Origin of the sequence: Acinetobacter sp. neg1, from assembly GCF_000788125.1 — a bacterium.
GTDB classification, from domain to species: Bacteria; Pseudomonadota; Gammaproteobacteria; order Pseudomonadales; family Moraxellaceae; genus Acinetobacter; species Acinetobacter vivianii.
Genome location: NZ_JSZD01000006.1, coordinates 26,202 through 49,929, shown reverse-complemented (window position 1 = coordinate 49,929; position 23,728 = coordinate 26,202). Strand labels below are relative to the sequence as shown.

Genomic DNA, 23,728 nt, shown 5'->3' with positions numbered 1-23,728 from the left:
TGCATGCGCTTAAATTAGCATATTTTTTGATAAAAACACGCATTCATAACCATATAAACACAATATTTTTAGCACGTAATTTAATTGATTGTTCTGTTATTTTTTTCGGGTATTCTATTTCGCAACTTAGATTTATTTTTACTTTATAACAATTTAGCTTTAGGGATAAAAGCCATGAAATTTTCAGAATATGTGCAATACGATGGTCTTGGATTAGCTCACTTAGTTAACACAAAACAAATCCATCCTTCTGAATTAATAGACATTGCATTACAACGCACTCAACAGGTCAATCCCAAGCTCAATGCCATCATTATTCCCATGTATGAACAGGCAAAACAACGCGCAAGCCAACAACGTTCTGGCACATTTGCAGGTGTTCCCTTCTTGGTAAAGGATCTGTTTCAGGAATACCAAGGCATTCCGACCTCCTATGGTAGCCGTGCACTTAAAAACCGCAATTACATCCCTGATTTTAATGCTGAAATTGTCAATCGCTGGGAAAATACCGGTATTGTCACTTTTGGCCGTACCAATACGCCAGAGTTTGGCATTAAAGGTATTACCGAACCTAAGGCATGGGGTGCATGCCATAACCCGTGGAATTTAAAACATAATAGTGGTGGTTCTTCAGGCGGTTCAGCATCTGCGGTAGCGGCAGGCCTTGTCCCGATTGCCGGTGCTGGTGATGGCGGCGGTTCCATCCGTATCCCTGCTTCTTATTGCGGTCTATTTGGCTTAAAGCCTAGTCGTGGACGCACGCCGTGGGGGCCACAATTCAGTGAAGCCATGCATGGCGCAGCAATGCAGCATGTTTTAAGCAAAACTGTGCGTGATAGTGCAGCCATGCTTGATGCCGAGCAAGGCCCAGAACAAACTTCACTCTTTAGAATTGAAGCGCCAGCACAAAAATACAGTGATATCATTCAACAAACACCTAAAAAGCTCAGAATCGCGTTTAACACCCAATCCCCGATTGGCACCAAAGTGTCTAAAGATGCGATTCAAGCAGTGCAACACACTGCAAAACTGCTGGAATCATTGGGTCATATTGTGGTGGAAGATCACCCAAAAATTGATGGTTTGGCATTGGCAAAAGACTTCGTAACCACATGGTTTAGCCAGTTCTCTTATATGCAGGCACAAATCAAACAACAATATGGGGCAACCGATCAGGACTTTGAACTGGATTCCATTGCATTGGCGGCTTTTGGGGCAAAAACCACGGCAACAGAATATATTCACACTCTGGATAATTGGGGCGTGTATAGCACCCAGATGAACATCTTCTTTGAACAATATGACCTGTATCTCACTCCAAGCACAGCATCGGTTGCACCCAAGAATGGTGAAGTTGCCACGCCAACGTGGCAGAAACCCATCTTAAAAGGCTTGTTAAAACTTGGTAAAGCCCACTATCTCGCACAAGGGAAACTGGTCGAAAAAATGGTACAAGACAACTTGAGCTGGGTTCCCTTTACCCAGTTAGCCAATGTTACTGGCTTACCAGCCATGTCGGTGCCGCTGTACTGGAATCAACAAGGCCTGCCGCTTGGCAGTCAGTTTATCGCGCCGTTTGGACGTGAAGATCGCTTACTTCAACTGGCAGCCCAGCTCGAACAAGCACAACCGTGGATGCCTCAATATCAAAACATCCAACTCTAATTTAGCTTTTGGCTGCTGTTTCAATGTGATTCGGCAGCCAGAACACCAGTAATAGTCCCAGCAACACCACTACACTTGCACAGAAAAAGATGGTCATACCTGAAAGCATCTGCCAGTAATGCCCTGCCAACAAACTTCCAGAAGCAACGCCTAAGCCCCACATGGTGCTATACAGCGCTTGTCCACGTCCCTGTTGCTCTGCCGAGAAGTTCTGAAAAATCACTTTCATGGCAATTAGATGGAACAACCCAAAACTAAATGCATGCAGGCATTGGGTCAGCAATTGTCCGATATAATTTGTCTCCAACATCCCCACTAGCCACCAGCGAAGACTGGTCAGCAGTAGACAAATCACCACCAGTGTCCGCCAAGAAAAGCGAGTGAAAAATACTTTTTGCGCGACTGCAAACATGACAATCTCGGCGATAACACCCATCGCCCACAAACTGCCAATTTGTGTAGTACTGAAACCAATTTCTTTGAGGAAATTACTATAGAAACTATAAAATGGCGCCAGTGAAAACAATAAAATAAATTCAATGCTAAAGAATGCAGCAACAATAGGTTTTTTCAGAACAGGCCATAGCGGTTGTAATTTTTTTTGTGAGCTTGGTGCATGCTCAGGCTCTTTAATACTAAATGACCATAGAAAAGCAAGAAATGAAATCGCTAAAAGTAAAACTGGCAACATCGCAATTGGAATAATCTCCAATAATGCGCCAATCAAAAACACTCCGACAATAAAACCGACCGAACCCCACTTACGCACTTTGCCATACAGTTCAGCCCGTTTTTCACCCAGCCAAAATAATGTCACCCCTTCAAATTGAGCCAGAATAGCATTCTGGAAGAAGCTAAAAATCAGCATCAGCAAAGCAACCGATTGAAAGCTGTTTGGAATCACAAATATTGCAAACCAGATACAGGCTTCCATCCATGTGGCAATGCGCACTAGTAGCATGCGCTTGCCGGACTTATCGGCGATCCAGCCCCAGATGAGTGGCGCAAAAAAACGGGTAATAATCGCAATTGAAGAAAGAATACCAATCTCTTGATAGTTGAAACCCTGATCTTGTAGATACAGGTTCCAATAAGGCATGAATGTACCAACGATGGAATAGTAGAAAAAGTAAAAACCACCTAAGCGCGTCTGGATATTCAGAGATTGAAACAATTCAAAACCTTAAGATTTATTACTTGATATATGAGTGAATCTTATCTTATTTAAAAATTTAATTCGTGCTCAATAATCACGGAGACTCTATTTTTTAGATATCGCCAATAAAAAAGGGCTGAATAACTCAGCCCTTCTATTCACATCATATATTCAAAACTTATGCATCTGTATTCAATGCCACACTATGTTGCGTATTTCTTAACTTTCGCTGTTTAAGAAAATAAGCCAGCATCAAACATAGAATCCACGCAGGAATCATCATCACGGCAATACGCATATCAGGTGTTAATGACATGACCACCAAGATTCCCAGCATAAAGATCATGCAGAGATAATTACTAAATGGATAAGCAATACTTGGGAATTTGGTTGTTACGCCTTCTGCTTGCATGGCTTTACGGAACTTGAGATGTGTCCAGGAAATCACCACCCAGTTAATAACAATCGCAGCAACCACCAGCATCATCAATAAACCAAACGCTTTTTCAGGAAATGCATAGTTCAACAACACACACAAAACCGTCACGAAAGCTGAAAGATATACCGCATTGGTTGGAATACCACGCTTATTGATATGCTTGAGGAATTTCGGTGCATTGCCTTGTTGGGCCAAACCTAACAACATACGGCTACTGCAATAACTCGTACCGTTATATACCGATACTGCCGCAGTCAAAATCACAAAGTTAAGTAAAGTCGCTACACCTTGACTGTCCAGTGAAGCAAATACCATCACGAACGGACTACCACCTGCTGCCATTTGATTCCAAGGGAATAATGCAAACAGAATGAAAAGTGTCGCAATATAGAAAATCAGAATACGGTAAATAATCTGGTTCACTGCTTTTGGTAGAGTTTTATCTGGCTCACGTGCTTCGGCTGCGGTAATACCAAATAATTCAATGCCACCAAATGCAAAGATGATCACCGCCATTGCCATGACTAAACCTTCAACACCAAATGGGAAAAATCCACCCAATGCCCAAAGGTTACTGATGCTCGCCTGTGGCCCTGCTGTACCTGTTGCAAGTAAATATGAACCAAAGGCAATCATGGCGAGGATAGCCAAAATTTTGACGATGGAAAACCAGAACTCCATTTCGCCAAAAAACTTTACATGTAACAGGTTGATACCGTTAATTAAAATAAAGAAAGCCAGTGCTGAAACCCATGTCGGTATTTCAGGCCACCAATACTGAATATAGAGACCAATTGCACTCAACTCTGCCATACACACCAGAACATTGAGTACCCAATAGTTCCAGCCCGACATAAAGCCTGCAAATGAGCCCCAGTATTTATAGGCAAAATGACTGAATGAACCACTTACTGGCTCTTGTACGACCATTTCACCTAACTGACGCATCATTAAAAATGCAATTAGTCCTGCAATCGCGTAACCCAATATGACCGAGGGGCCTGCCAACTTGATTGATTGGGAAATCCCGAGAAACAGACCTGTACCAATTGCACCACCTAGCGCGATAAGCTGGATGTGCCGATTGCTTAAACCATGTTTCAGGTTTCCTTGCTCCTGTTTTGACATATGATTATTCTCGTCCTTGTAGCGTAATTTTTTTGTCTAAAATTACGTATATCATAAATTAATCACCAATGCCTACCTCTAATCAAAAAATATTTGATTTACTTTTCAGATAACCGCGCATATAAACAGAAAATTCAATAAATAACAAATATTATGAATAATGTAATTAAATTATGTATTGCGTAATTAATTATTTTCAGTATGATAGAAATCATAAAGTCGATATTTCTTGCTTGAGCCAAGACAGCTCAATGGATAAGACGAAAAATATGTATCGTTTTTTCAAAAGCTTGAACATAGCAAGATAAAAAATTTAAACGTTTTTCACAGAATGAGAGACAAGGAAGGTACAACATGGTGCAACAATTAAACTCTTTTCTTGAGATTGATCCACAATCAGATTTCACAATTCATAATTTGCCTTACGGAATCTTTAGCGAAACAGCACAAGGTGATAAACGTGTCGGCGTTGCGATTGGCGACTGGGTACTCGATCTTGCAGCATTAGAAGCGCATGGCGTGTTACACAGCAACGTCCCAAACTGTTTTAATCAAACAACCTTAAATAAATTTATTGAAACAGGTAAGCAAAACTGGCAAGCCGTTCGTAAAACCTTGCAAAGCCTATTGTCTGCTGAAAACCCTGCATTACGCGATAACGCAGACTTACGCCAGAAAGCGTTGTTGAAACAAGATGCCGTTACGCTACATTTACCAGTACATGTACCGGGCTATACCGATTTCTACTCATCTAAAGAACATGCGACCAATGTTGGTACCATGTTCAGAGACCCGAAAAATGCCTTATTGCCAAACTGGAGTGAACTACCAGTGGGCTATAACGGTCGTGCCAGCTCTGTGATTGTCAGCGGTAAAGATATTGTCCGTCCTTCTGGTCAGATCAAATTACCAAATGAAGAACGTCCTGTTTTTTCAGCAACGCGTAAACTCGACTTTGAACTGGAAACTGCTTTTATTGTAGGTAAAGCCACTGAACTAGGTGAGCCGATTGCGATTGAAAATGCATGGGATCATATCTTTGGTATGGTGTTGCTAAATGACTGGTCTGCGCGTGATATCCAGCAATGGGAATATGTTCCGCTCGGCCCGTTCAATGCCAAAACTTTTGCCAGCGCAATTTCCCCATGGATCGTTACCATGGAAGCTTTGGAGCCATTTAAACTCAAAGGCCCAGAACAACAGCCACAACCACTCGGCTATTTACAGGAAAATGTTGCAAACAGCTATGACATTCATTTGAGTGTTGAAGTACAAACACCTCAAGCACAACAAGCAGAAGTGATTTGCCAGACCAACTTTAAATATATGTACTGGTCGATGGCGCAACAACTCACCCACCATACCATTGCAGGCTGTAATGTTCAGGTTGGCGATCTCATGGGTTCTGGTACGATTTCTGGGCCAACTGAAAACTCTTACGGCAGTTTGCTTGAGCTGACATGGAATACCACCAAGCCACTTCACCTTTCAAACGGCGAAACACGCGGCTTCCTTGAAGACGGCGACCGTGTCGTCATGAAAGGTTATTGTGAAAAAGATGGTATTCGCGTGGGCTTTGGCGAAGTTGCCAACACCATTTTACCAGCACGTCACTTTAGTTTTAACGAACAAAAGGACGAGCGCTATGAAACTGTATAGTTATTTTCGTAGCTCGGCCGCGTACCGTGTCCGTATTGCGCTGAACCTGAAAGAGATTGCCTATGAAACCCAGCCTGTTCATTTGGTCAAAAATGAACAGCAACAGGAACAATATGTTGCGCTGAATCCAAGCCAGCTTGTTCCTACACTGATGGATCAGGATCAGGCGCTTTCACAGTCACTCAGTATTCTGGAATATCTGGAAGAACAATATCCAGCAACCCCATTGTTACCGAAAGATAGCATTGAACGCGCCAAAGTACGTGCATTTGCTCAGGTCATCGCCTGTGATATTCACCCACTGGATAATCTGAGAGTGCTGAAATATCTCAAGAATGATCTTGCAGTCAGCGATGAGCAAAAAAATCAATGGTATCAGCACTGGATTATTGAAGGCTTTAAAAGTCTGGAAAAACAGTTGCAGCATTCCAACGGGCAATTCTGTTTTGGTACACAAGCCACGATTGCCGACTGCTGCCTGATTCCACAGGTTTATAACGCAAAGCGCTTCAAGATTGATTTAAGCGCTTTCCCAAAAATTGAATCGATTTATCAACATTGTTTAACCCTTCCAGCATTTTTACATGCTGCACCAGAACAACAACCAGATTGGGAATAGGGATAAAAGGAGTTTTATCATGAGCTTTGCAATTAAAAAAATTCACCACGTGGCCTATCGTTGTAAAGATGCTAAAGAGACTGTGGAATGGTATAAAAAAATGCTCAACATGGATTTCATTCTGGCATTTGCTGAAGACCATGTACCTTCTACCAAAGCCTTTGATCCTTATATGCATCTATTTCTCGATGCTGGACAAGGCAATGTACTAGCATTTTTTGAATTACCGACTCAACCAGAAATGGGACGTGATGAGAATACCCCACAATGGGTTCAACATATTGCTTTTGAAGTTGAAGACCAAAATGCATTATTAGCAGCAAAAGCACATCTTGAAGCCAATGATGTCAAAGTATTAGGCGTTACCAATCATGGTATTTTCCATTCAATTTACTTCTTCGATCCAAATGGTCATCGTCTGGAACTGACCTATAATGATGTTCACGCAAATGCCAAAATCTCACGTATTACAGAAGAAATGAAAATGGAAATGCTGGATGAATGGAGCCGTACCAAACGTGCTCCACACCATACTCACTTCTTGCATGAAGATGAGCTAGGAGCATAATTCAGGCTCAAACGCTCGGCATTGGGGTTCTATCGCTTCAATGCCGATTTTTATTGCCTGAATATAACGCATGTATACGCTTTTTATGGCTTATGCTTGTGATACGAATATAGTGTAAGGTGATTAAAAACAATTGTATGCTTATACAATTCACCTATTTAAATCATTTAAAAAGATGATTTCTATTTTAGGTCATGCTCAGGCATTATGTGCTGCATGTAACACTAAATATTGACAGTAAACGCACACAGCTAAATGTATGCAGATTAAGGGTTATTGAATGATTGAAGAAAAGTTATCTGGTGGGGTTCAATCACTTGAGGTCGGTCTAGCCGTACTCAATGCCCTTTTGGAACACAATAAACCGATTATATTAAAAGAATTATCTAGCCGACTGGATATGCACCCTGCCAAAGTTCACCGCTATCTGGTCAGCTTGATCCGCATGAACTATGCAAAACAGCTTGAAGATGGCCAATATGCCTTAGGTGATCAGGCATGGCGTCTGGGTTTGAACTGCATTCAGCATACTGATGTATTACAGCTGGTTCAGCATCTGATTTACGAATTACAAAACAAGATCGGTTGCGGTATCCAGATTAGCAAATGGTCGCCTAGAGGCCCATTAGTGGTGCAATCAATTGAGTCAAATCACCCGATTTCGATTGTCACCAAAGTGGGCTCGGTTATGCCGTTAATCAACTCCGCTGCGGGGCGCGTATTTGCTTCATATATGCCTGAGGCCATCATTAAGCCGCTTATGCTGGCTGAATGGGAAAAAGCGACACAGAACCACTACCCGATCAAACCGAGTAATTGGGATGAATTCCTTGCGCTTAAACAAACTACACTACAACACGGCATGGCGATTGCTCAAGGCGACCTGCTGGTCGGAATCAATGCGGTGGGTTTACCAATTTTTAATGCACACCACTCGATGGAGTTTTGTATTGTTGCACTGGACAGTGAAATGTTCTTCTCGGTGCAGGAAGGCAGTGAAAAACTGGAACTATTTAAACGTGAAGTGGCTGCGATCAATCAGTATATTCAAACTCGTTAATTTTTATTCATTCATAAAAAAGCCAAGAAATAAACTTCTTGGCTTTTCGTTTCTTTCAGTTTTAGCTTATTTTGCTTCTAACACACCACGGCGAATCTGGTCACGTTCGATTGATTCAAATAGTGCTTTAAAGTTACCTTCACCAAAACCGTCATCATCTTTGCGTTGAATAAATTCAAAGAAAACTGGCCCAAGCATGTTTTGAGAGAAAATCTGTAATAACAGTTTTTTCTGACCATCTTTGGTATTGCCATCCAGTAAGATACCGCGTTTTTGCAGTTCTTCAGTTGGCTCGCCATGATCCGGTAAACGGTCTTTCAACATTTCATAATAAGTTTCAGGTGGCGCGGTCATAAACTGCATACCCATACCTTTTAACTTATCCCATGTTGAAAGCAGATCATCGGTAATAAAGGCAATATGTTGAATACCTTCACCATTAAAGTCCGCCAAGAACTCGGCAATTTGACCATTGCCTTTGTCTGAGTCTTCATTTAATGGAATACGAATCATGCCATCTGGTGCAGTCAACGCTTTCGAAGTCAAACCTGTATATTCACCTTTAATATCGAAGTAACGGATTTCCTGGAAATTAAAGATTTTTTCATAGAAGTTCGCCCAATATTCCATACGTCCTTTATAAACGTTGTGGGTTAAATGGTCGATTTCGTTTAAGCCCGCACCTTTTGGATTACGCTCGACATCATCAAAGAAAACAAAGTCATTTTCATAAATATCACGATCTACCAGGAAAATTGGCATACCACCAATTCCTTTAATCGCAGGAATATTCAATTCCATTGGGCCAGCTTGCGAGTACATCGGCTCTGCGCCCAGTTCGATTGCATTTTTAAATGCTTTCGCTGCATCACGGGTTCTAAAGCCCATTGCACATGCTGACGGGCCATGTTCTTTAAAGAAGAATGAAGCATAAGATTCTGGCTGGTAATTCAAAATGATATTGATATTACCCTGACGCCATAAATAAACTTTTTTAGATTTATGCTTCGCCACCTTGGTAAAGCCAATTGTTTCAAAGATTTGGTCTAATCCATTTTCCGTCGAAACAAATTCAATAAAAGCAAAACCACATAGTTCTAATGGGTTATCTAAAATGTCCATCTAGTTTCCCTTATTTAGATAAATTCATCCGTTGTTAATGCAAAGTCCCGTATTTTGTTTTGGCTAATCTCAGCTCAATCAACAAATCAGCACTTATACGCATTACTTTTAGAAAAGGTCACAGGTGTTTTTATAAGTATATTAAAAGCATCCGTGTTGAAACCTTTCCTTCCATAAGTAAGCCAATGCAACCATAAAGTATGAACTTTCTTTGCATAGGCCCTCAACCATAAATTCATGCTACAAGAAAGATTGAAGTTATGCAATACATAATTAAATTATGTTATGTGTAATTTTATTGGTTTTTTCTTGTCGTATATAACGTGTTTTAACTCAATTCGAACCAGTAGCTGCTAGGAGTCAGAATTTAAAAAGAAAAATGCTTCGAACTAAATCAGACATTGGTCTCAAGCTCAAAAAGTCAGCACTTTAGAAGCAGAATATTATTCTGAAGCAAAACAAAGGAGGTGTAGAGATGAGGGAGATAGAAGATGAGAAGCATCCCGATAACAAAATATTATCGGGATGCTCTTATTTTAGGATGGAAATGCCCAAAGATCTTTGGAATCAACCGTATCCGATAACAATCTAAAAGCAGCAGGCTCCAGATCCGGATCGACTACGACATAACCTTTTTCATTATTTTTTAAGGCTGCACATTTATTTTCAGTGAATTGATAACTTGCAGCATTTGCCAATGAGTTCTCACTGATTTTTGCTGTAAAGCTACAGTTTTGATCAAGTGAAATCATTTGCCCTTGAGCTTTCACCTCAACAGGAATCGAACTACCGTCAGCCAAAGATAAGGTATAGCTTCCCACCAGCTCATTCAAACTTAGCTTTTGATCAGCAATTTTTTCATAATGGGCAAATTCAAGCTTGAGATTTTTATCACTTTGATTGCTATACCATGTTTTAGTTGCTACATCATAATGCATCACGATCTGAGCGCGATCTTGCTCATCATTCAAAACCACCAGCTTGGTGCCATCCGTACCTGAATAGTATTTACCCACTGTAGGCAATTCCTGATCGGTTTCGATACTAACCGAATAAGTACCCACTGCTAAAGCAGGAACTGGCTCTGACTTCTCGGCTGGCTGTTCTTGTCGATCATTATTGTCATCATGACAAGCGCTCAAGGCGAAGCCAAGAAGTAATACCCATAAACAACGTTGCATTGGCCTTCCCCTTACTTGAACAGGTTTTTAAGACGGATCTTTAGCCATTCTTGCGCTGCAGGACGATGGTCGTAGGCCACTTGCATTGCAGTCACTGCAATCTTGCTTTGTACAACAGCACTTTCATCTGTTGCTTGTGCTGCTGTTGGTGCATTGGAATTAATGCCAAAACCTAAACCATATTGGTTACCACCTTTATCATCTTTGCTGACTTTAAAATTAAAGTTATACAAGTCATAGCTACCAATTTTCGAGAACGCGAACGGAGTGCTGGTGCTTAAGTTCTTTGGAAAGTTGACATTCAAGGTAATGCCTTTAGGTAACAAAGCACCCTGACCGGCTTTATTTTGCAGCTCTTTTAATAATACGACTGTCTGTTTTGCCACAATCACGGAATTGGCATTATTTAAAGTTTTATCATCAACCGTATTTGGATCTGCACTTAGGGCAATGGAAGGAATTCCTCGCGCTGCCGAAAACTGTACATTACCAATCGTGCCCGAATGAACCACAACCCGACCAACATTCTGTCCTTCATTTGGTCCTGACAGGACAAGATCAGGTGCTTTACCCCAACGCTTATTGGCAACCACATCCAGACCATAAGCAGTTGCCATGACGGGTGTGCCGTGCACATAACTCCAATCCCCATTGGTATAACCTGCTTTGGTAAAAGCACCTGCTGCTGGTGCGCCAATCGCCGCCGCCCCATTATGGCAACCATTTTCAGCCGCAATCTGCTTATCATTATCCGCCGAAATTACGCTGGCGCTGTACATCACAATCGCACCACCACGTCCGCTTTGTGGTGAGCATGGTACAGATACAGCGACACTATGACCATTGGCTTTTAACTCATCATAAAGCGCTTTGACATTACTGGTTAAGCCATCATCATTCACAATTAAAATATTTAAAGCAAAAGTCTGCGTCGAACATGCAGCTAAAATTAATCCACCCCAAAAACTCTTTTTCATCGTCCTATCACTATTCAAAATATTCGCCAGAAACAATAGTGTTGAAATATGAAAAATTTATGACGTATTCGCGTAGAGGCTTTAGCAAACCACCTGATTCATATCTATTCGCTGTCTTAAATTCTTAACAAAGTTCGATTAATTTAAATAAATAATTGATAAAGACCACAGCGATAATTGAACTATGAACGAGATATCAACCTTTGAAAAACTGACCCAACTTATTGATTCTTATAGCCATAAGCATGGCGCCAGACCACAAAAAATTTTAATCGGTTATAAAGCCTATTATCATCTTATGGGCAACTCGAACTTTGCCACAGAGGTGACAGATTCAGCATTAAATCCAAATAAAAGAAGGTATAAAAAGATAAAAATTAAGGTCACTAAAGATGATTATCAACTTGAGCTAGAATAAGATTCTAGCCTGAAAATATTGATGATTGTATTTGCAATTTATACGTTTAAATCAGAATTTCATTTTCGTTATAATATTTTTCCAGTTCTGCAATCAGCTGTTCTTTGCCATCCATGCCATATAATTCAAAATTAATCTTTTCCAGATAATTGACAATAAAAATTAAGCGACTATTTTCATCATTCTGCCGCTTCTTTTCTTGCAGAAACTTTTTATACGCGACAAAGAGTTGATAACTTTGACGCGTATTTCGTCTTCTATTTAAGCTTGTTGTGTTGTCTTGCTCAACCATACTTTACATTTTACCCCTTATGAAATAAAAACCCACCGAAGTGGGTTCAGAAGCCATCAGAATGTTGTGTCAGAAAACATCAAAATTATTATTTTTATGCTCTAACCAACTGTTTCTTGTTCTTATAGAATTAGAATAATCTGATGTTATGACAATTCAATGACCAATAGAATTTGATTAAAATTCTCTATCCATCAGGTAACGCTGAGCAATATGCACGGCCTGATTCGGTTTAGGCTGACACTGCGTCCAGATCCCGTCCGCTTGAAGCTCCCAAGCACGGCGGTTGTCTTTGAGATAATTATTCAAGCCATCTTCGATAATCAATTTCTTAAGTTTCTTGTCTTCAATCGGGAAGCAAGTTTCGATGCGGGAAAACAGATTACGTCCCATCCAGTCCGCACTGGCGCAATACAGCTTAGCATCACCATCATTATAGAAATAGTAAACACGGGTATGTTCTAAATAGCGCCCCACGATCGATCGAACACGGATATTCTCCGAAAGTCCTTTCACTTGCGGTCTTAGACAGCAGATGGAACGGATGATCAGATCAACCTGCACTCCCGCCTGTGATGCTTTATAAAGTGCATGAATCAATTGTGCTTCGGTCAAGGCATTGACCTTAATCATGATATGCGCTTTCTTACCCGCTTTGCTGTTTTCGATTTCTTGCTGAATCAGGTCAATCAGTTGTGCATGTAAGGTAAAAGGTGCATGGAAAAGTTTCTTTAACTTGGCCATTTTCCCCATGCCCGTCAATTCCTGAAAGACTTTATGGACATCTTCACAAATGTCATCGTCACCCGTAAGCAGCCCATAATCGGTATAAATTTTGGCATTGGTTGCGTGATAATTTCCTGTGCCCAAATGCACATAACGTTTAATCTTGTCTTGCTCGCGACGCACCACCAGAATCATTTTTGCATGTGTTTTATAACCAACGATGCCATAAACAACAACCGCACCTGCCTCTTGCAATACATTCGCCACTTCAATATTTGATTCTTCGTCAAATCGCGCTCTCAGCTCAATGACAGCGGTGACTTCTTTACCATTTCTTGCAGCTTCCGCAAGGATTTTCACAATCTCGGAATCCGCTCCACTTCGGTAAAGCGTTTGCTTAATCGCAAGCACATTCGGATCATAAGCGGCATCCCGCAAAAGCTTGATCACAGGAGCAAAACTGTCAAATGGATGGTGTAACAGTACATCGCCTGCCTTGAGCACATCAAAGATTGGCTTCTTGCTATAAAGTGCTTTAGGAATTTTTTGTAGATAAGGCTTAAAGCGTAATTCAGGTAAATCGAAATTTGAGATAAAACGCGCCAGATTGACGGGACCATCAACAAAATATAAATGTTCTTTTTCGAGTTCAAATTGTTCCAGTAAATAATCAGCAATATGATCTGGACAGTTTTTATTGACTTCAAGTCGGACGGCGCGTCCAAAACGTCTTGCAGATAGCTCACCTTTTAATGCAACCGCCAGATCTTCAACATCTTCTGATACTGTTAAATCGGCATTTCGGGTGACACGAAATTGATAACAACCTGTTGCCTTCATGCCAGGGAACAAGTCCGAGATATGTTCCTGAATAATCGCCGACAGTAAAATATAGTGTTCTGCGCTACCTGAAACATGATGAGGTAATTTTACCAGTCGAGGTAAAGATCTCGGTGCGGGTACAATCGCTAAATCAATTTCACGGCCAAATGCATCCTTACCTTCCAAGGTAACAATAAAGTTCAGACTTTTATTGGCTAAGCGTGGAAATGGATGAGCGGGGTCCAGACTGATCGGTGTGACTACAGGTTGTACTTCACTGTAGAAATAATCTTTAATCCAAGCCTTATGCTTTTCTAAAATATCGGCATGTTGTATGTAATGTACCCCATGACCTTGTAACTGGGGCAAAATCGTATAATTCAGGATCTTATATTGTTCTTCTACCGCCTCATGAACCACTTTAGAAATTTGCTGCAACACCTCTGCAAGCGGCATTCCATCTGGCCCTGTGACCTGAGTCGACATATTGATTTGTTGTAGCAGACTGGCAACGCGGATTTCAAAAAATTCGTCTAAATTTCGAGAGAAAATAATTAAAAAATTAAGTCGTTCCAGTAGCGGATGTTCAACATCTTTTGCCTGTGCAAGCACACGTTTATGAAACTCTAATAGCGACAACTCTCGATTTAGATATGTTTCTAAACTATGTTCTTGAGCATTTTTGAGTGCATGCAGTGAGGTCATTGATTACTCTTTTTTATATGTAAATTACTTTGCGATAAAGCAACTAGAAACGGATTTCTCAATCTCCTATTTTCTTAAAAATATATTGCAGATTAATGACATAAATAAATTTCTTGCCAAAAAGATAAATCATTTGATCTCGCTCAAGTTAAAACCATACGAGATCAAATGAAAGAGATGAGTCAATAGCGGTTCAAAATAAAACCACGATTAAAACATCTCTATGTCTATGGTCTAAAATTTATAACCCAGTTTAAGCCCATAACCGATGGAGTGATTTTGACTAAACTCAGCCACGTAATAATCACTGCCAGCCTGTGCACCCAGTTGCGCTTTTGCATCACCCAGCCAGAAATATTTCACGCCACCTGAAATAAAAGTTTGAGCTGTGGGACTATATTGTGCACCAATCCCAACATTATAGTAGCCTTTCACAGGCCCACCACTTGACACTTTCTCCCCAGCCCCTGAATCCCACCCAACCGACATCGAAGCAAACCATTTCTGAGAAAGTTTTTGTCCTAGCCCAAGATTTGCTGACCATTGATCATCATAATAACGAACTAAATTAAAACCATCTGGTCGACTTGGCGTAGACAAACTGCCCACAATCTTGGAAATTTCGCCAAAACGATAAGGCTGAAAAGAAAAGTCACTCCAGTTCACCCAGCGTACATTACCAAATAACAATGTTCCTGGGCGCAAGCCCGTTTGGAACTCAAGATTAACGGAATCTGGTGTCTTGAACTTGGTGGTTCCAGAGCTATTCGCATTGGGCAACTCAGCCACAATATGGTTGAGTGCTGCTTTTTTCTGCTCAGTCATTTGCCCAATCGAGACCATATAACTTAAATGCTGGTCGACCAGATCACGTCCTTGCTGGGTGCTTAACATATCAATCAACGGCGCATTTTCAGTTGCGTTGACTTTATGTTCTATTTCAGAACGATAGGTTAATGAGGCTTTCAAACCTTTTTCTGGAATCTGATACGCAAAACCAGCCAACCAGCCCCAGTCACCCACGGCTTTGCTGTGAAAATCATAGCCATTATAGAGACTGAACACCGCACCTCTAAGTTCAACCTGACTCTTAAAGTTTTCATAGGTCGGGCCGAGATAAAAATTCCAGTTTTTATTGGGCTGATAACCAAAAATAAAACTTAAATTCTGGATATCAAAGCTGGATTTGGTATTGCCTGTTGGCGCGTTATTGGAGGTCGCTTGGGCAATTCTCGTGGTCGTCATTCCTGGCAATAAAACAATATCATTTGAGGTGGCGACAAAGCTATTATTGCCTGAATACTCCGTATCTGACCCAAAAGGTTCATCATAAATAAAACCAAAAGAAAACTTTGGCGCGAGTTGTAGTTTTAATGCGGCTGAGGGCCAATAACTTGAATTTGCAATATCAGAGATCGATTGACGCGAAGCATTGATACCCGCTTCTTGTCCTTGTAGGGAGCTATCCATGACGGATAAACCTGCTTCAAAATAATTTCCTGGCTGTAAAAAGGCTGAAATGGATTGTCCATTTCGATCAAAAGCAGCGGCATTTAATTGTGTTGAAAAAACCGCTAATAGTAAACAATTGATTTTATGATTCATTTTACATTTCCTTGTAGAATGAAAGGGAGCTTTTTTATTGCTCTACTCCCTTCGATTTTCTTAAAATATTAATTAATAGTCTGGTCGAGTCAAAATTGGAAAATTAGGCGTTGGCTTTTTAAATAGCGCAAAGAATTGTCCAACTTTCATCGGATTGCCTTTTATCTCGCTGTCTTTAGATTGCAGCAGTTTGGCAGGATTGGTTTCACCACTGATCAGTCTCAAATACGAAAGCTTGGTGAGGCTTAATGTCGGACAGTCGGCTGGTAAACGATTACGCTCTATTTTTTCAAATAGCATGACTGAATTCTCGATCCGCAATGCAAAGTTTTCATTGCGATCAGTTAAGACCAGATTCAGGCACTGATTTTCATTTTTTAAATTTTCGACATCCAGATTGGTGGCCATAGCCTCCAAAAATCTTTCGGTTGGTGTATGAATCAGTAAACCTAAACGACTCGAGGTATTTTTAACTGTAGGCTGGCCTTGCAGTTCTTGCGCCCCCATTAAATAGAAATTACGCCAAGTTGACGCTTCAGCAGTATATCCAAGTTGACGGTATGTTTTAGCGAGTAGCTGTCTCGCCTGAGCATTGTCAGGGTTATTAAAGACCAGATGTTTTAATACTTCTGCTGCCCATCGATACTCCGCTTGGTCATAAGCTTTCTGGGCATTTTTTAGTGCGTTAGCCTCTCCTCCAGCAAGCTCAATATATTTCTTTGCCGCATCTTTAGGTGGCAATGGATCAAGATTGGAAGGATTCGCATCAAACCAGCCCATATAATATTGATATACCGCTTTGGCGTTGTGCTTTAAGGTCCCGTAATAACCATGTACATATAATTTCTGATCTAGCTCTGGTGGCAGTTTAATTTTTTCAGCGATTTCCGCACCATTTAACCCTGAGTTCATATAACGAACCGTCTGATCATGGATAAACTTATAAACATCTCTTTGCGTTTTAATAAAATCCTGAATATTTGCATTGCCCCAAACTGGCCAGTGATGCTGGGCAACAAAGACTTCCGAATTTTTGGTTTGTTCTAGCGCCTGATTTAAATAACCCACCCACTTTAAGGTATCGCGGACTTTTGCCCCTCTCAAGGTATAAAGGTTATGCAACGTATGTGACAGAATCTCCGCGCCATTGTAGAGTTTCAGCGAAGGAATGGAGAATGTCAGTTCTGACGGTGCTTCTGAGCTGGGTACATTATAAAAAACGAAATCCAGACCATCGATCTTGAGCTTCTGTTCTGGCTGTGTAATCAATTTATTCGGTTCTAAAATTCCCATTTGTCCGACAGCGACCGCCTTACCCAGACCATTATCGACCAGACCATTGATACGTTTAGGCAAATATGTTCCATACATATAGCTGGCACGGCGCGTCATAGCAGGGCCCGCCATGATATTTTCACTGGTGGCCTCTTCCATAAAGCCTTCTGGTGCAACAATCGGTATCTTTCTTTGCTTCAACTCTTCAGCCGAAATCACGCCCAGCGCACCACCGAAGTGATCCACATGACTATGGGTAAAAATAATTGCCGAAATTTTTTGATCGCCCAGATATTGTCGAGCAAACTTGATCGCAGCATCAGCCGTTTCTTTTGCTGTTAAAGTATCAACAATAATCCAGCCTGTTTTCCCTTGAATAATGGTCATATTGGCCAGATCAAAACCGCGAATCTGCCAAACACCATCTGTCACCTTAAACAAGCCCGCATTATTATTTAACTTGGCTTGTCGCCATAGACTTGGATTTACCGTATCAGGGGCAGCACCGTTAATAAAATTAAAGGCATCGAAGTCCCAGATCACATCGCCTTGTTCATTTTTGATCTGACCGCTCGGCTTGGCAACAAGCCCTCTTTCTGCATTTTTAAACTCTTGTTCATCTTGTAAATTATATTTATTTTGATAGAGCGCATGAGATTCAATCACTGCCTTTTCTACATTGACATCCGCTGCGCCAACATAAAACGGTAAAACACATAATAATGACGCTGTAACGACTTTAATCTTCATATTACTTCCTTATAACTTCTTTTATCCCGTTCACTGTTATATTTCAATGTGTCTTAGGATGCTCAAAACCGTAGGTAAAACCAGATATATACTTAAAACTTATGTTTAAATAACAATGTATTAACCGCTTCTATTCTCCTTTTTATGATGCCAGAAAGATCTAAATCCTTTTATAAATTCTCCATATAACGTTGTCTCTTTTTGACCAAAGTAGATTGATCAATTCCTAAAGCTTGGGCTGCTTTTTGCGTGGTTTTAAACTCTGTCAGTGCTTTGGCAATAATGCCGTATTCAAATGCCTCAACCTGTCTTTTTAGATTTCTCTCTGTCGGTTGTGAGGCAGATACATCAATCAAAGATTGAGGTTCATCAAAAATATTGGCAGGAATATCGGAAGGCTGAATCTGATCAGACAAACTCATGACTACGGTCTGTTCGATAAAGTTAGTCAATTCCCGAATATTTCCAGGCCATGAATACTGCTTCATCATCTGGATGACCGTTTTGGAATAGGTTCTATTGAGCTGATATTTATGATTAAAAAACTTGAGATAATGATTGGTTAAAGGTTCGATTTCACTAATACGATCTTTTAAATCATCTAAATGTAACTTAGCCACACACAGTCGATAATATAGGTCATTTCGGAATGTTCCCTTCTTCATTAGCTCCTGTAAATTATGATGTGTCGCGGAAATAATCCTGACATCGGTATAAATATAATCACTGCCGCCAACAGGGATAAAGCGGTTATCTTCAATCACTTTTAATATTTTTGCCTGCAAGGCCAGTGGCAAATCCCCCACTTCATCCAGAAATAAAGTGCCGCCATTCACCGCTTCAAATAAGCCTTTTTTGCCTTTCTGCAATGCGCCTGTGAATGCGCCAGGCACATAGCCAAAAAGTTCAGATTCTAATAAACCGTCAGGCATGGTGGCACAATTAATTTCCAGAAAAGGTTTATCTTTCCTTTTGCTGCGATTATGGATATGGCGTGCCAACATGGTCTTGCCCGTGCCAGTGCTGCCTTGAATTAGCACTTTAATATCAGATGCTGCAAGCCGATCTGCCAGTTGATAGATCTGGTTGGTTGAATCACTTAAATGTTCAAACAAATCTGCAAATGGCTTGGAATGAGAGTATTTTTCCTGAGTGTTTTTGATATCTTCCAGCTCACGCTGAGCATTTTGGGCACGTAATAACGCCGTAATATCACGTACAGAAGTAATCACTGCAACCAAGCTATTGGTGGTTTCATGAAAAACAGGATGACCTGTAACCAGTAGTTCTTTGCCATTTTTTAGTGATTGCAAGATCGTGGTTTTTTTACAGCTTTTAATGACTTCCAGTGAAACGGAGCGCGAGAGTACGCCTGCATTGACCAGCTCCTGAATGGAATGATCAATCAGATCATTGCGTTCCAGACCCGTCAGCATCAAATAGGCATCATTTGCAAATAAGATCTGTCCCATCCCATCTGTAATAAATACTCCATCATCAATTGCGTCCATAATTGAAATGAACATTTTTTTTGAAATTCTCACGTCCCTTGAGTTTTCCTTATCAAAGAAATTTATCCAGTCCATTGTCTTATCTCTAAATACCGTTCTAAGTGATGATTTAGAACATTGCTAAGTTTTACAGCATCTCATCCGTATGCCTTCAAAAACATATTGGTATTTAATTATTTATCTTTCAACTAATAAATCTGATTAAGCAAGTATGATGCCAAAACATATTATCCATAATTATCAGTCAGATATAAAAATAAAGACTTTTAAGTTAATGAAAAAAAGCATTATTTATGATTTTTTTCATCATAAAAATACTGAACAAATACAGGAGGCTTTTTTGGGAAAACGATTTTTATTGTTGAGAAATAAGTTTGATTGATGATGTTCTATGAATAGCAATGAAATTTATACATCATAGCTTCTACAGAAATACATTTTAGGCCAGAGCTAGATGCAATCATGGCATCAGAAATAGAACGCGAGTGCATATGATGGGTTTTGAGGAAAAGTTCATGCCCTTTTTTGTTTGACTTGCATACGGGTAAAATATATACATAAATAATGATACAAGCTGTATCAGGATATAAAAATACAAGAATCAAGAATAGGATGAATAATAATGTCTCATCAAATTAATCTGCCAAGGATCATGGAAATTGGCAGAAATGCACGAAGCAAGCTTCCCCTGATTCTGAATAGTTTAGGTGCAAAAAAACCACTGATCATTACCGATAAAATGATGGTTTCACTAGGATACATCGCACAAATTCAAGAAATATTAAAAGCCGAACTTATCGACAGTGATTACTTTGATGAAACCATTCCCGAACCCACCTCTAGCTCGATTGAAGCAGGTGTTGATCATGTCAAAAACCATGATTACGATGCCATTATCGCGATTGGTGGCGGCAGCCCGATAGATAGTGCGAAAGCGATCAGCATTTTAAGCAAGCACGGTGGTGTCATCGCGGATTATAAATTTCCCCGACAAGTCAATGAAATAGGCCTTCCAATTATTGCCATCCCGACCACAGCTGGGACAGGATCTGAATGTACACGTTTCACCATCATCACCAATGACCTGACCAGCGAAAAGATGCTCTGTGCGGGTTTAGGCTTTTTGCCTGTTGCAGCGATTATCGACTATGAACTCACCATGTCTCTGCCGGCCCGAACCACAGCAGATACAGGAATTGATGCACTTACCCATGCAATAGAAGCTTATGTGAGTAAAAAAGCCAGTCCATATAGTGATGCGCAGGCAATCGCGGCAATGAGATTGATCGGACCAAATTTGCAAACAGCGTATCACCAACCCAGCAATGAATCTGCTCGTGAAAAAATGATGCTTGGATCAACTTTGGCTGGCATTGCCTTTTCCAATGCCTCCGTTGCCTTGGTGCATGGCATGAGCCGACCGATTGGTGCCTTTTTCCACGTGCCTCATGGTTTATCGAATGCAATGCTGTTACCTACAATCACTGCTTTTTCAATTCAAGCCGCCCCTGAACGCTATGCAGAATGTGCCAAAGCGATCGGCTGTGCAAATCATGATGATTCGGATGACGTCGCCAATCAGAAGCTCATTGATACGCTGATTGAGATTAATCGAGATTTAGCAGTACCCAGCTTAGCTGAGTTTGGTGTCAGTAAAAGTGATTTTGATCAGGTCGTACATACGATGGCTGAACAAGCATTGGCTTCAGGTTCACCATTAAATAATCCAGTCGTACCAACGATTGAACAGATCATCACGCTTTACCAACAACTTTGGCAAGAGCAAAAACCAGCACTTATTGACGAGAATAAACTTACTGAGGAAAGCTACACATAAAACTGATCTAAAAAGCTGCCCGTGATCGTATATCTGCCAATCAAATATAAAATAAGCGATGAATACTTGATCTAGGAATCTCGAGTTCAACCGAATTTTTTAGCGGGCGATTCATTTTACGGAAAGAATATCTTTTTAGATTTACAGCAGTTGAAATAGCAATTAAAAAAGGATATTGAATAAAACATTTATTCAATATCCTTAGCTTTTATTAAACAATGGCTTAGGCAAAGAAAGCCTGTACATTATTTAATGCAACAATACGGCTTAATTTAGCTGGTAAAACGTCCGTATTCATCACGTTTTTGATTACCGCGACCGCGGCTACCACGATCATCATAATCATCGTCGTCATCACGACGGCTACGACTACGTCCACTTGAACGGTTGCCACCACGATCATCATAATCATCGTCGTCATCGCGACGGCTGCGGCCGCGGCCACCTGAACGGTTGCTACCGCGATCATCTTCATCGTCATCATCACGACGGCTACGACCGCGACCACCTGAACGGTTGCCACCACGATCATCTTCATCGGCATCATCACGGCGGCTACGACCGCGTCCACCTGAACGGTTGCTACCGCGATCATCTTCATCGTCGTCATCGCGACGGCTACGACCGCGACCACCTGAACGGTTGCTACCGCGATCATCATAATCATCGTCGTCATCACGACGGCTACGACCGCGTCCACCTGAGCGGTTGCTACCACGATCATCATAATCATCGTCGTCGTCACGGCGACTACGGCCGCGACCACCTGAACGGTTGCCACCACGATCATCATAATCATCGTCGTCATCACGACGGCTGCGGCCACGACCACCTGAACGGTTGCCACCGCGATCATCATAATCATCGTCGTCATCACGACGGCTGCGGCCGCGTCCACCTGAACGGTTGCTACCGCGATCATCATAATCATCGTCATCATCACGGCGGCTACGACCGCGACCACCACGATCGTCATAATCGTCGTCGTCATCGCGGCTACTAGAACGACGACCATTTTTATGACTTAAAGAACCAGCTTCACGCGCTTCTTCTGAAGTAAATTCATGTGCATTTCCCCGTGAATGGGCCATACGTCCAGCCTCACGGGCTTCTTCGGTGGTAAATTCATGCGCATTTCCGCTTGCATGGGCAGCGCGTCCGCCCTTACTCGCTATTTCCCGTAAGCGATCTGGATCCATGCTGGCGAATCCACGGTTTGAGGTACCTGAATTATTATCTTGATCATCTTGTCTAGAATCTTGATTAGCCATGATTATCTCTTCCTCTATTAAAATTATAGATGCACCGTTATATAGCGGCTATATTCACCATAAGAGATAAAATACTTTTGCTCTAACCCTGCTATGTTTCAATACTTTTAAATGTTGCCAATTTATTTTTTTATAAAACTGATATCATCATGTTATATGAGTAATTTTTAAGTATCATCTTTTAAACTTCCTATATATTTTTTACGCTTTAAATAACACAGAGAAGAAAGAATTAATAAAGACAACAAATAAACATTCTTTTACAACCCCAATCAAAATCATTAAAGTGGATATAAAAAAACACAAAGCACACATTTAAAGAAACAATAAAGTTTTAGACATTAAAAGATACGATTGAATAAATTTTCAGGAGATTTAAAATGAGTAAAAAAATGGAAGTCAGTTCAGATTTGGAACTACAACCTAGCTTTATGACATTACTTAGCCCTGAAATTTTGCTGGCTCATTTAGATACAGATAACCACGACTGGCTGGCATATGATTCGGACTGGTTTTATAAGGTAGAAAAAAAAGACATTACATTACCATTTCAGCGCATTCTACACATTACTAACAATATGAAAAATATTGAAATTTATAGCGATAAGTACGAAAATCCTAAGGCGCTAGAATCTCAACGATCATCGATCAATAACGAACAATTACAGGAAGCCGAGAAAATAATTAGACTAATCCTCAATCTAGAACAATCCACAGCCATTGAAAATTGGACCCAAGATACTGAAAATAGAACACTTGTCGAAGATATTATAGCCAGTCACCATATTAAGATTTTATCTCTCGTCTAGCAGTTATTTGATAATGGATAAAATTTATATTTTTTTACTAGCGTCTACGGAATAAATACAATTCCAACTAATCAAAACATTGTCCTTACCGAAAATAACATCTTTTTCAAAGATGATAAAAAATAATCGAATC

Annotated in this window: 19 protein-coding genes; 8 read left to right on the top strand and 11 right to left on the bottom strand. The window is 40.7% G+C overall.

All coding sequences use genetic code 11. The features are described 5' to 3' along the window. Window positions 1–174: 174 nt before the first annotated feature. Window positions 175–1,665 (top strand): amidase, encoded by a 1,491-nt coding sequence (locus PJ15_RS01305; RefSeq protein WP_047427059.1) that lies wholly within the window; start codon window positions 175–177, stop codon window positions 1,663–1,665. 1 nt (window position 1,666) lies between these two features. Here PJ15_RS01305 and PJ15_RS01300 read toward each other — a convergent pair whose 3' ends face one another. After that, entirely contained in the window at window positions 1,667–2,839 is a 1,173-nt protein-coding gene (locus tag PJ15_RS01300) for an MFS transporter (RefSeq protein WP_200045279.1), read from the bottom strand. Window positions 2,840–2,999: 160 nt separating this feature from the next. Further along, on the bottom strand, window positions 3,000–4,388 hold the full coding sequence (locus PJ15_RS01295; protein ID WP_047427053.1) for an amino acid permease: 1,389 nt from the start codon (window positions 4,386–4,388) through the stop codon (window positions 3,000–3,002). Between the two features lie 354 nt (window positions 4,389–4,742). Here PJ15_RS01295 and fahA point away from each other — a divergent pair, with 354 nt between their 5' ends. From fahA to PJ15_RS01275, 4 genes are all read left to right on the top strand, one after another. Next, on the top strand, window positions 4,743–6,047 hold the full coding sequence (gene fahA, locus PJ15_RS01290; RefSeq protein ID WP_047427050.1) for a fumarylacetoacetase: 1,305 nt from the start codon (window positions 4,743–4,745) through the stop codon (window positions 6,045–6,047). Then, window positions 6,034–6,666 carry a maleylacetoacetate isomerase gene (gene maiA, locus PJ15_RS01285; protein WP_047427047.1) on the top strand — a complete coding sequence of 211 codons (633 nt, stop codon included), beginning with the start codon at window positions 6,034–6,036 and terminating at the stop codon, window positions 6,664–6,666. Before fahA ends, maiA begins: the two co-directional genes overlap by 14 nt. 19 nt (window positions 6,667–6,685) lie before the next feature. Next, window positions 6,686–7,234 carry a VOC family protein gene (locus PJ15_RS01280; protein WP_005257261.1) on the top strand — a complete coding sequence of 183 codons (549 nt, stop codon included), beginning with the start codon at window positions 6,686–6,688 and terminating at the stop codon, window positions 7,232–7,234. A 280-nt stretch (window positions 7,235–7,514) separates the two neighbouring features. Continuing rightward, window positions 7,515–8,294 carry an IclR family transcriptional regulator gene (locus PJ15_RS01275; protein WP_005257259.1) on the top strand — a complete coding sequence of 260 codons (780 nt, stop codon included), beginning with the start codon at window positions 7,515–7,517 and terminating at the stop codon, window positions 8,292–8,294. Window positions 8,295–8,360: 66 nt separating this feature from the next. Here the strand turns inward: PJ15_RS01275 and hppD are convergent, their stop codons facing one another. The 3 genes from hppD to PJ15_RS01260 form a co-directional block, all read right to left on the bottom strand. Then, complete coding sequence (gene hppD / locus PJ15_RS01270) at window positions 8,361–9,416, bottom strand: 4-hydroxyphenylpyruvate dioxygenase (RefSeq protein WP_004771926.1); 1,056 nt, start codon at window positions 9,414–9,416, stop codon at window positions 8,361–8,363. Between the two features lie 536 nt (window positions 9,417–9,952). Then, the gene (locus tag PJ15_RS01265; protein WP_047427042.1) at window positions 9,953–10,597 is read right to left on the bottom strand and encodes a hypothetical protein; all 645 of its coding nucleotides are present in this window, start codon (window positions 10,595–10,597) and stop codon (window positions 9,953–9,955) included. Window positions 10,598–10,608: 11 nt separating this feature from the next. Next, complete coding sequence (locus tag PJ15_RS01260; RefSeq protein ID WP_047427039.1) at window positions 10,609–11,574, bottom strand: 5'/3'-nucleotidase SurE; 966 nt, start codon at window positions 11,572–11,574, stop codon at window positions 10,609–10,611. A gap of 184 nt (window positions 11,575–11,758) precedes the next feature. Here PJ15_RS01260 and PJ15_RS18695 point away from each other — a divergent pair, with 184 nt between their 5' ends. Beyond that, window positions 11,759–11,992, top strand: coding sequence for a hypothetical protein (locus PJ15_RS18695; RefSeq protein ID WP_047427037.1), 234 nt, complete (start codon window positions 11,759–11,761; stop codon window positions 11,990–11,992). 46 nt (window positions 11,993–12,038) lie between these two features. Here PJ15_RS18695 and PJ15_RS01250 read toward each other — a convergent pair whose 3' ends face one another. The 5 genes from PJ15_RS01250 to PJ15_RS01230 all read right to left on the bottom strand — a co-directional run bounded on the left by PJ15_RS01250 (window position 12,039) and on the right by PJ15_RS01230 (window position 19,678). Then, the gene (locus tag PJ15_RS01250) at window positions 12,039–12,284 is read right to left on the bottom strand and encodes a hypothetical protein (RefSeq protein ID WP_004771921.1); all 246 of its coding nucleotides are present in this window, start codon (window positions 12,282–12,284) and stop codon (window positions 12,039–12,041) included. 177 nt (window positions 12,285–12,461) lie between these two features. Next, complete coding sequence (gene ppk1, locus PJ15_RS01245; protein WP_047427033.1) at window positions 12,462–14,537, bottom strand: polyphosphate kinase 1; 2,076 nt, start codon at window positions 14,535–14,537, stop codon at window positions 12,462–12,464. Window positions 14,538–14,771: 234 nt separating this feature from the next. Then, on the bottom strand, window positions 14,772–16,142 hold the full coding sequence (locus tag PJ15_RS01240) for an OmpP1/FadL family transporter (RefSeq protein WP_047427031.1): 1,371 nt from the start codon (window positions 16,140–16,142) through the stop codon (window positions 14,772–14,774). Window positions 16,143–16,214: 72 nt separating this feature from the next. Further along, complete coding sequence (locus PJ15_RS01235) at window positions 16,215–18,167, bottom strand: alkyl/aryl-sulfatase (protein ID WP_047427027.1); 1,953 nt, start codon at window positions 18,165–18,167, stop codon at window positions 16,215–16,217. Window positions 18,168–18,337: 170 nt separating this feature from the next. Then, window positions 18,338–19,678 (bottom strand): sigma-54 interaction domain-containing protein, encoded by a 1,341-nt coding sequence (locus PJ15_RS01230; protein ID WP_406935464.1) that lies wholly within the window; start codon window positions 19,676–19,678, stop codon window positions 18,338–18,340. A gap of 622 nt (window positions 19,679–20,300) precedes the next feature. On the opposite strand from PJ15_RS01230, the gene PJ15_RS01225 reads away from it, so the two are divergent. After that, the gene (locus PJ15_RS01225) at window positions 20,301–21,515 is read left to right on the top strand and encodes an iron-containing alcohol dehydrogenase (protein WP_047427022.1); all 1,215 of its coding nucleotides are present in this window, start codon (window positions 20,301–20,303) and stop codon (window positions 21,513–21,515) included. Between the two features lie 272 nt (window positions 21,516–21,787). Here PJ15_RS01225 and PJ15_RS01220 read toward each other — a convergent pair whose 3' ends face one another. Beyond that, a complete protein-coding gene (locus PJ15_RS01220) occupies window positions 21,788–22,786 on the bottom strand; it encodes a KGG domain-containing protein (protein WP_047427019.1) in 999 nt (332 codons plus the stop codon). Between the two features lie 380 nt (window positions 22,787–23,166). Between PJ15_RS01220 and PJ15_RS01215 the strand changes: the two genes are divergently transcribed. After that, on the top strand, window positions 23,167–23,595 hold the full coding sequence (locus PJ15_RS01215) for a hypothetical protein (protein ID WP_047427015.1): 429 nt from the start codon (window positions 23,167–23,169) through the stop codon (window positions 23,593–23,595). The last annotated feature ends 133 nt before the right edge of the window (window positions 23,596–23,728 follow it).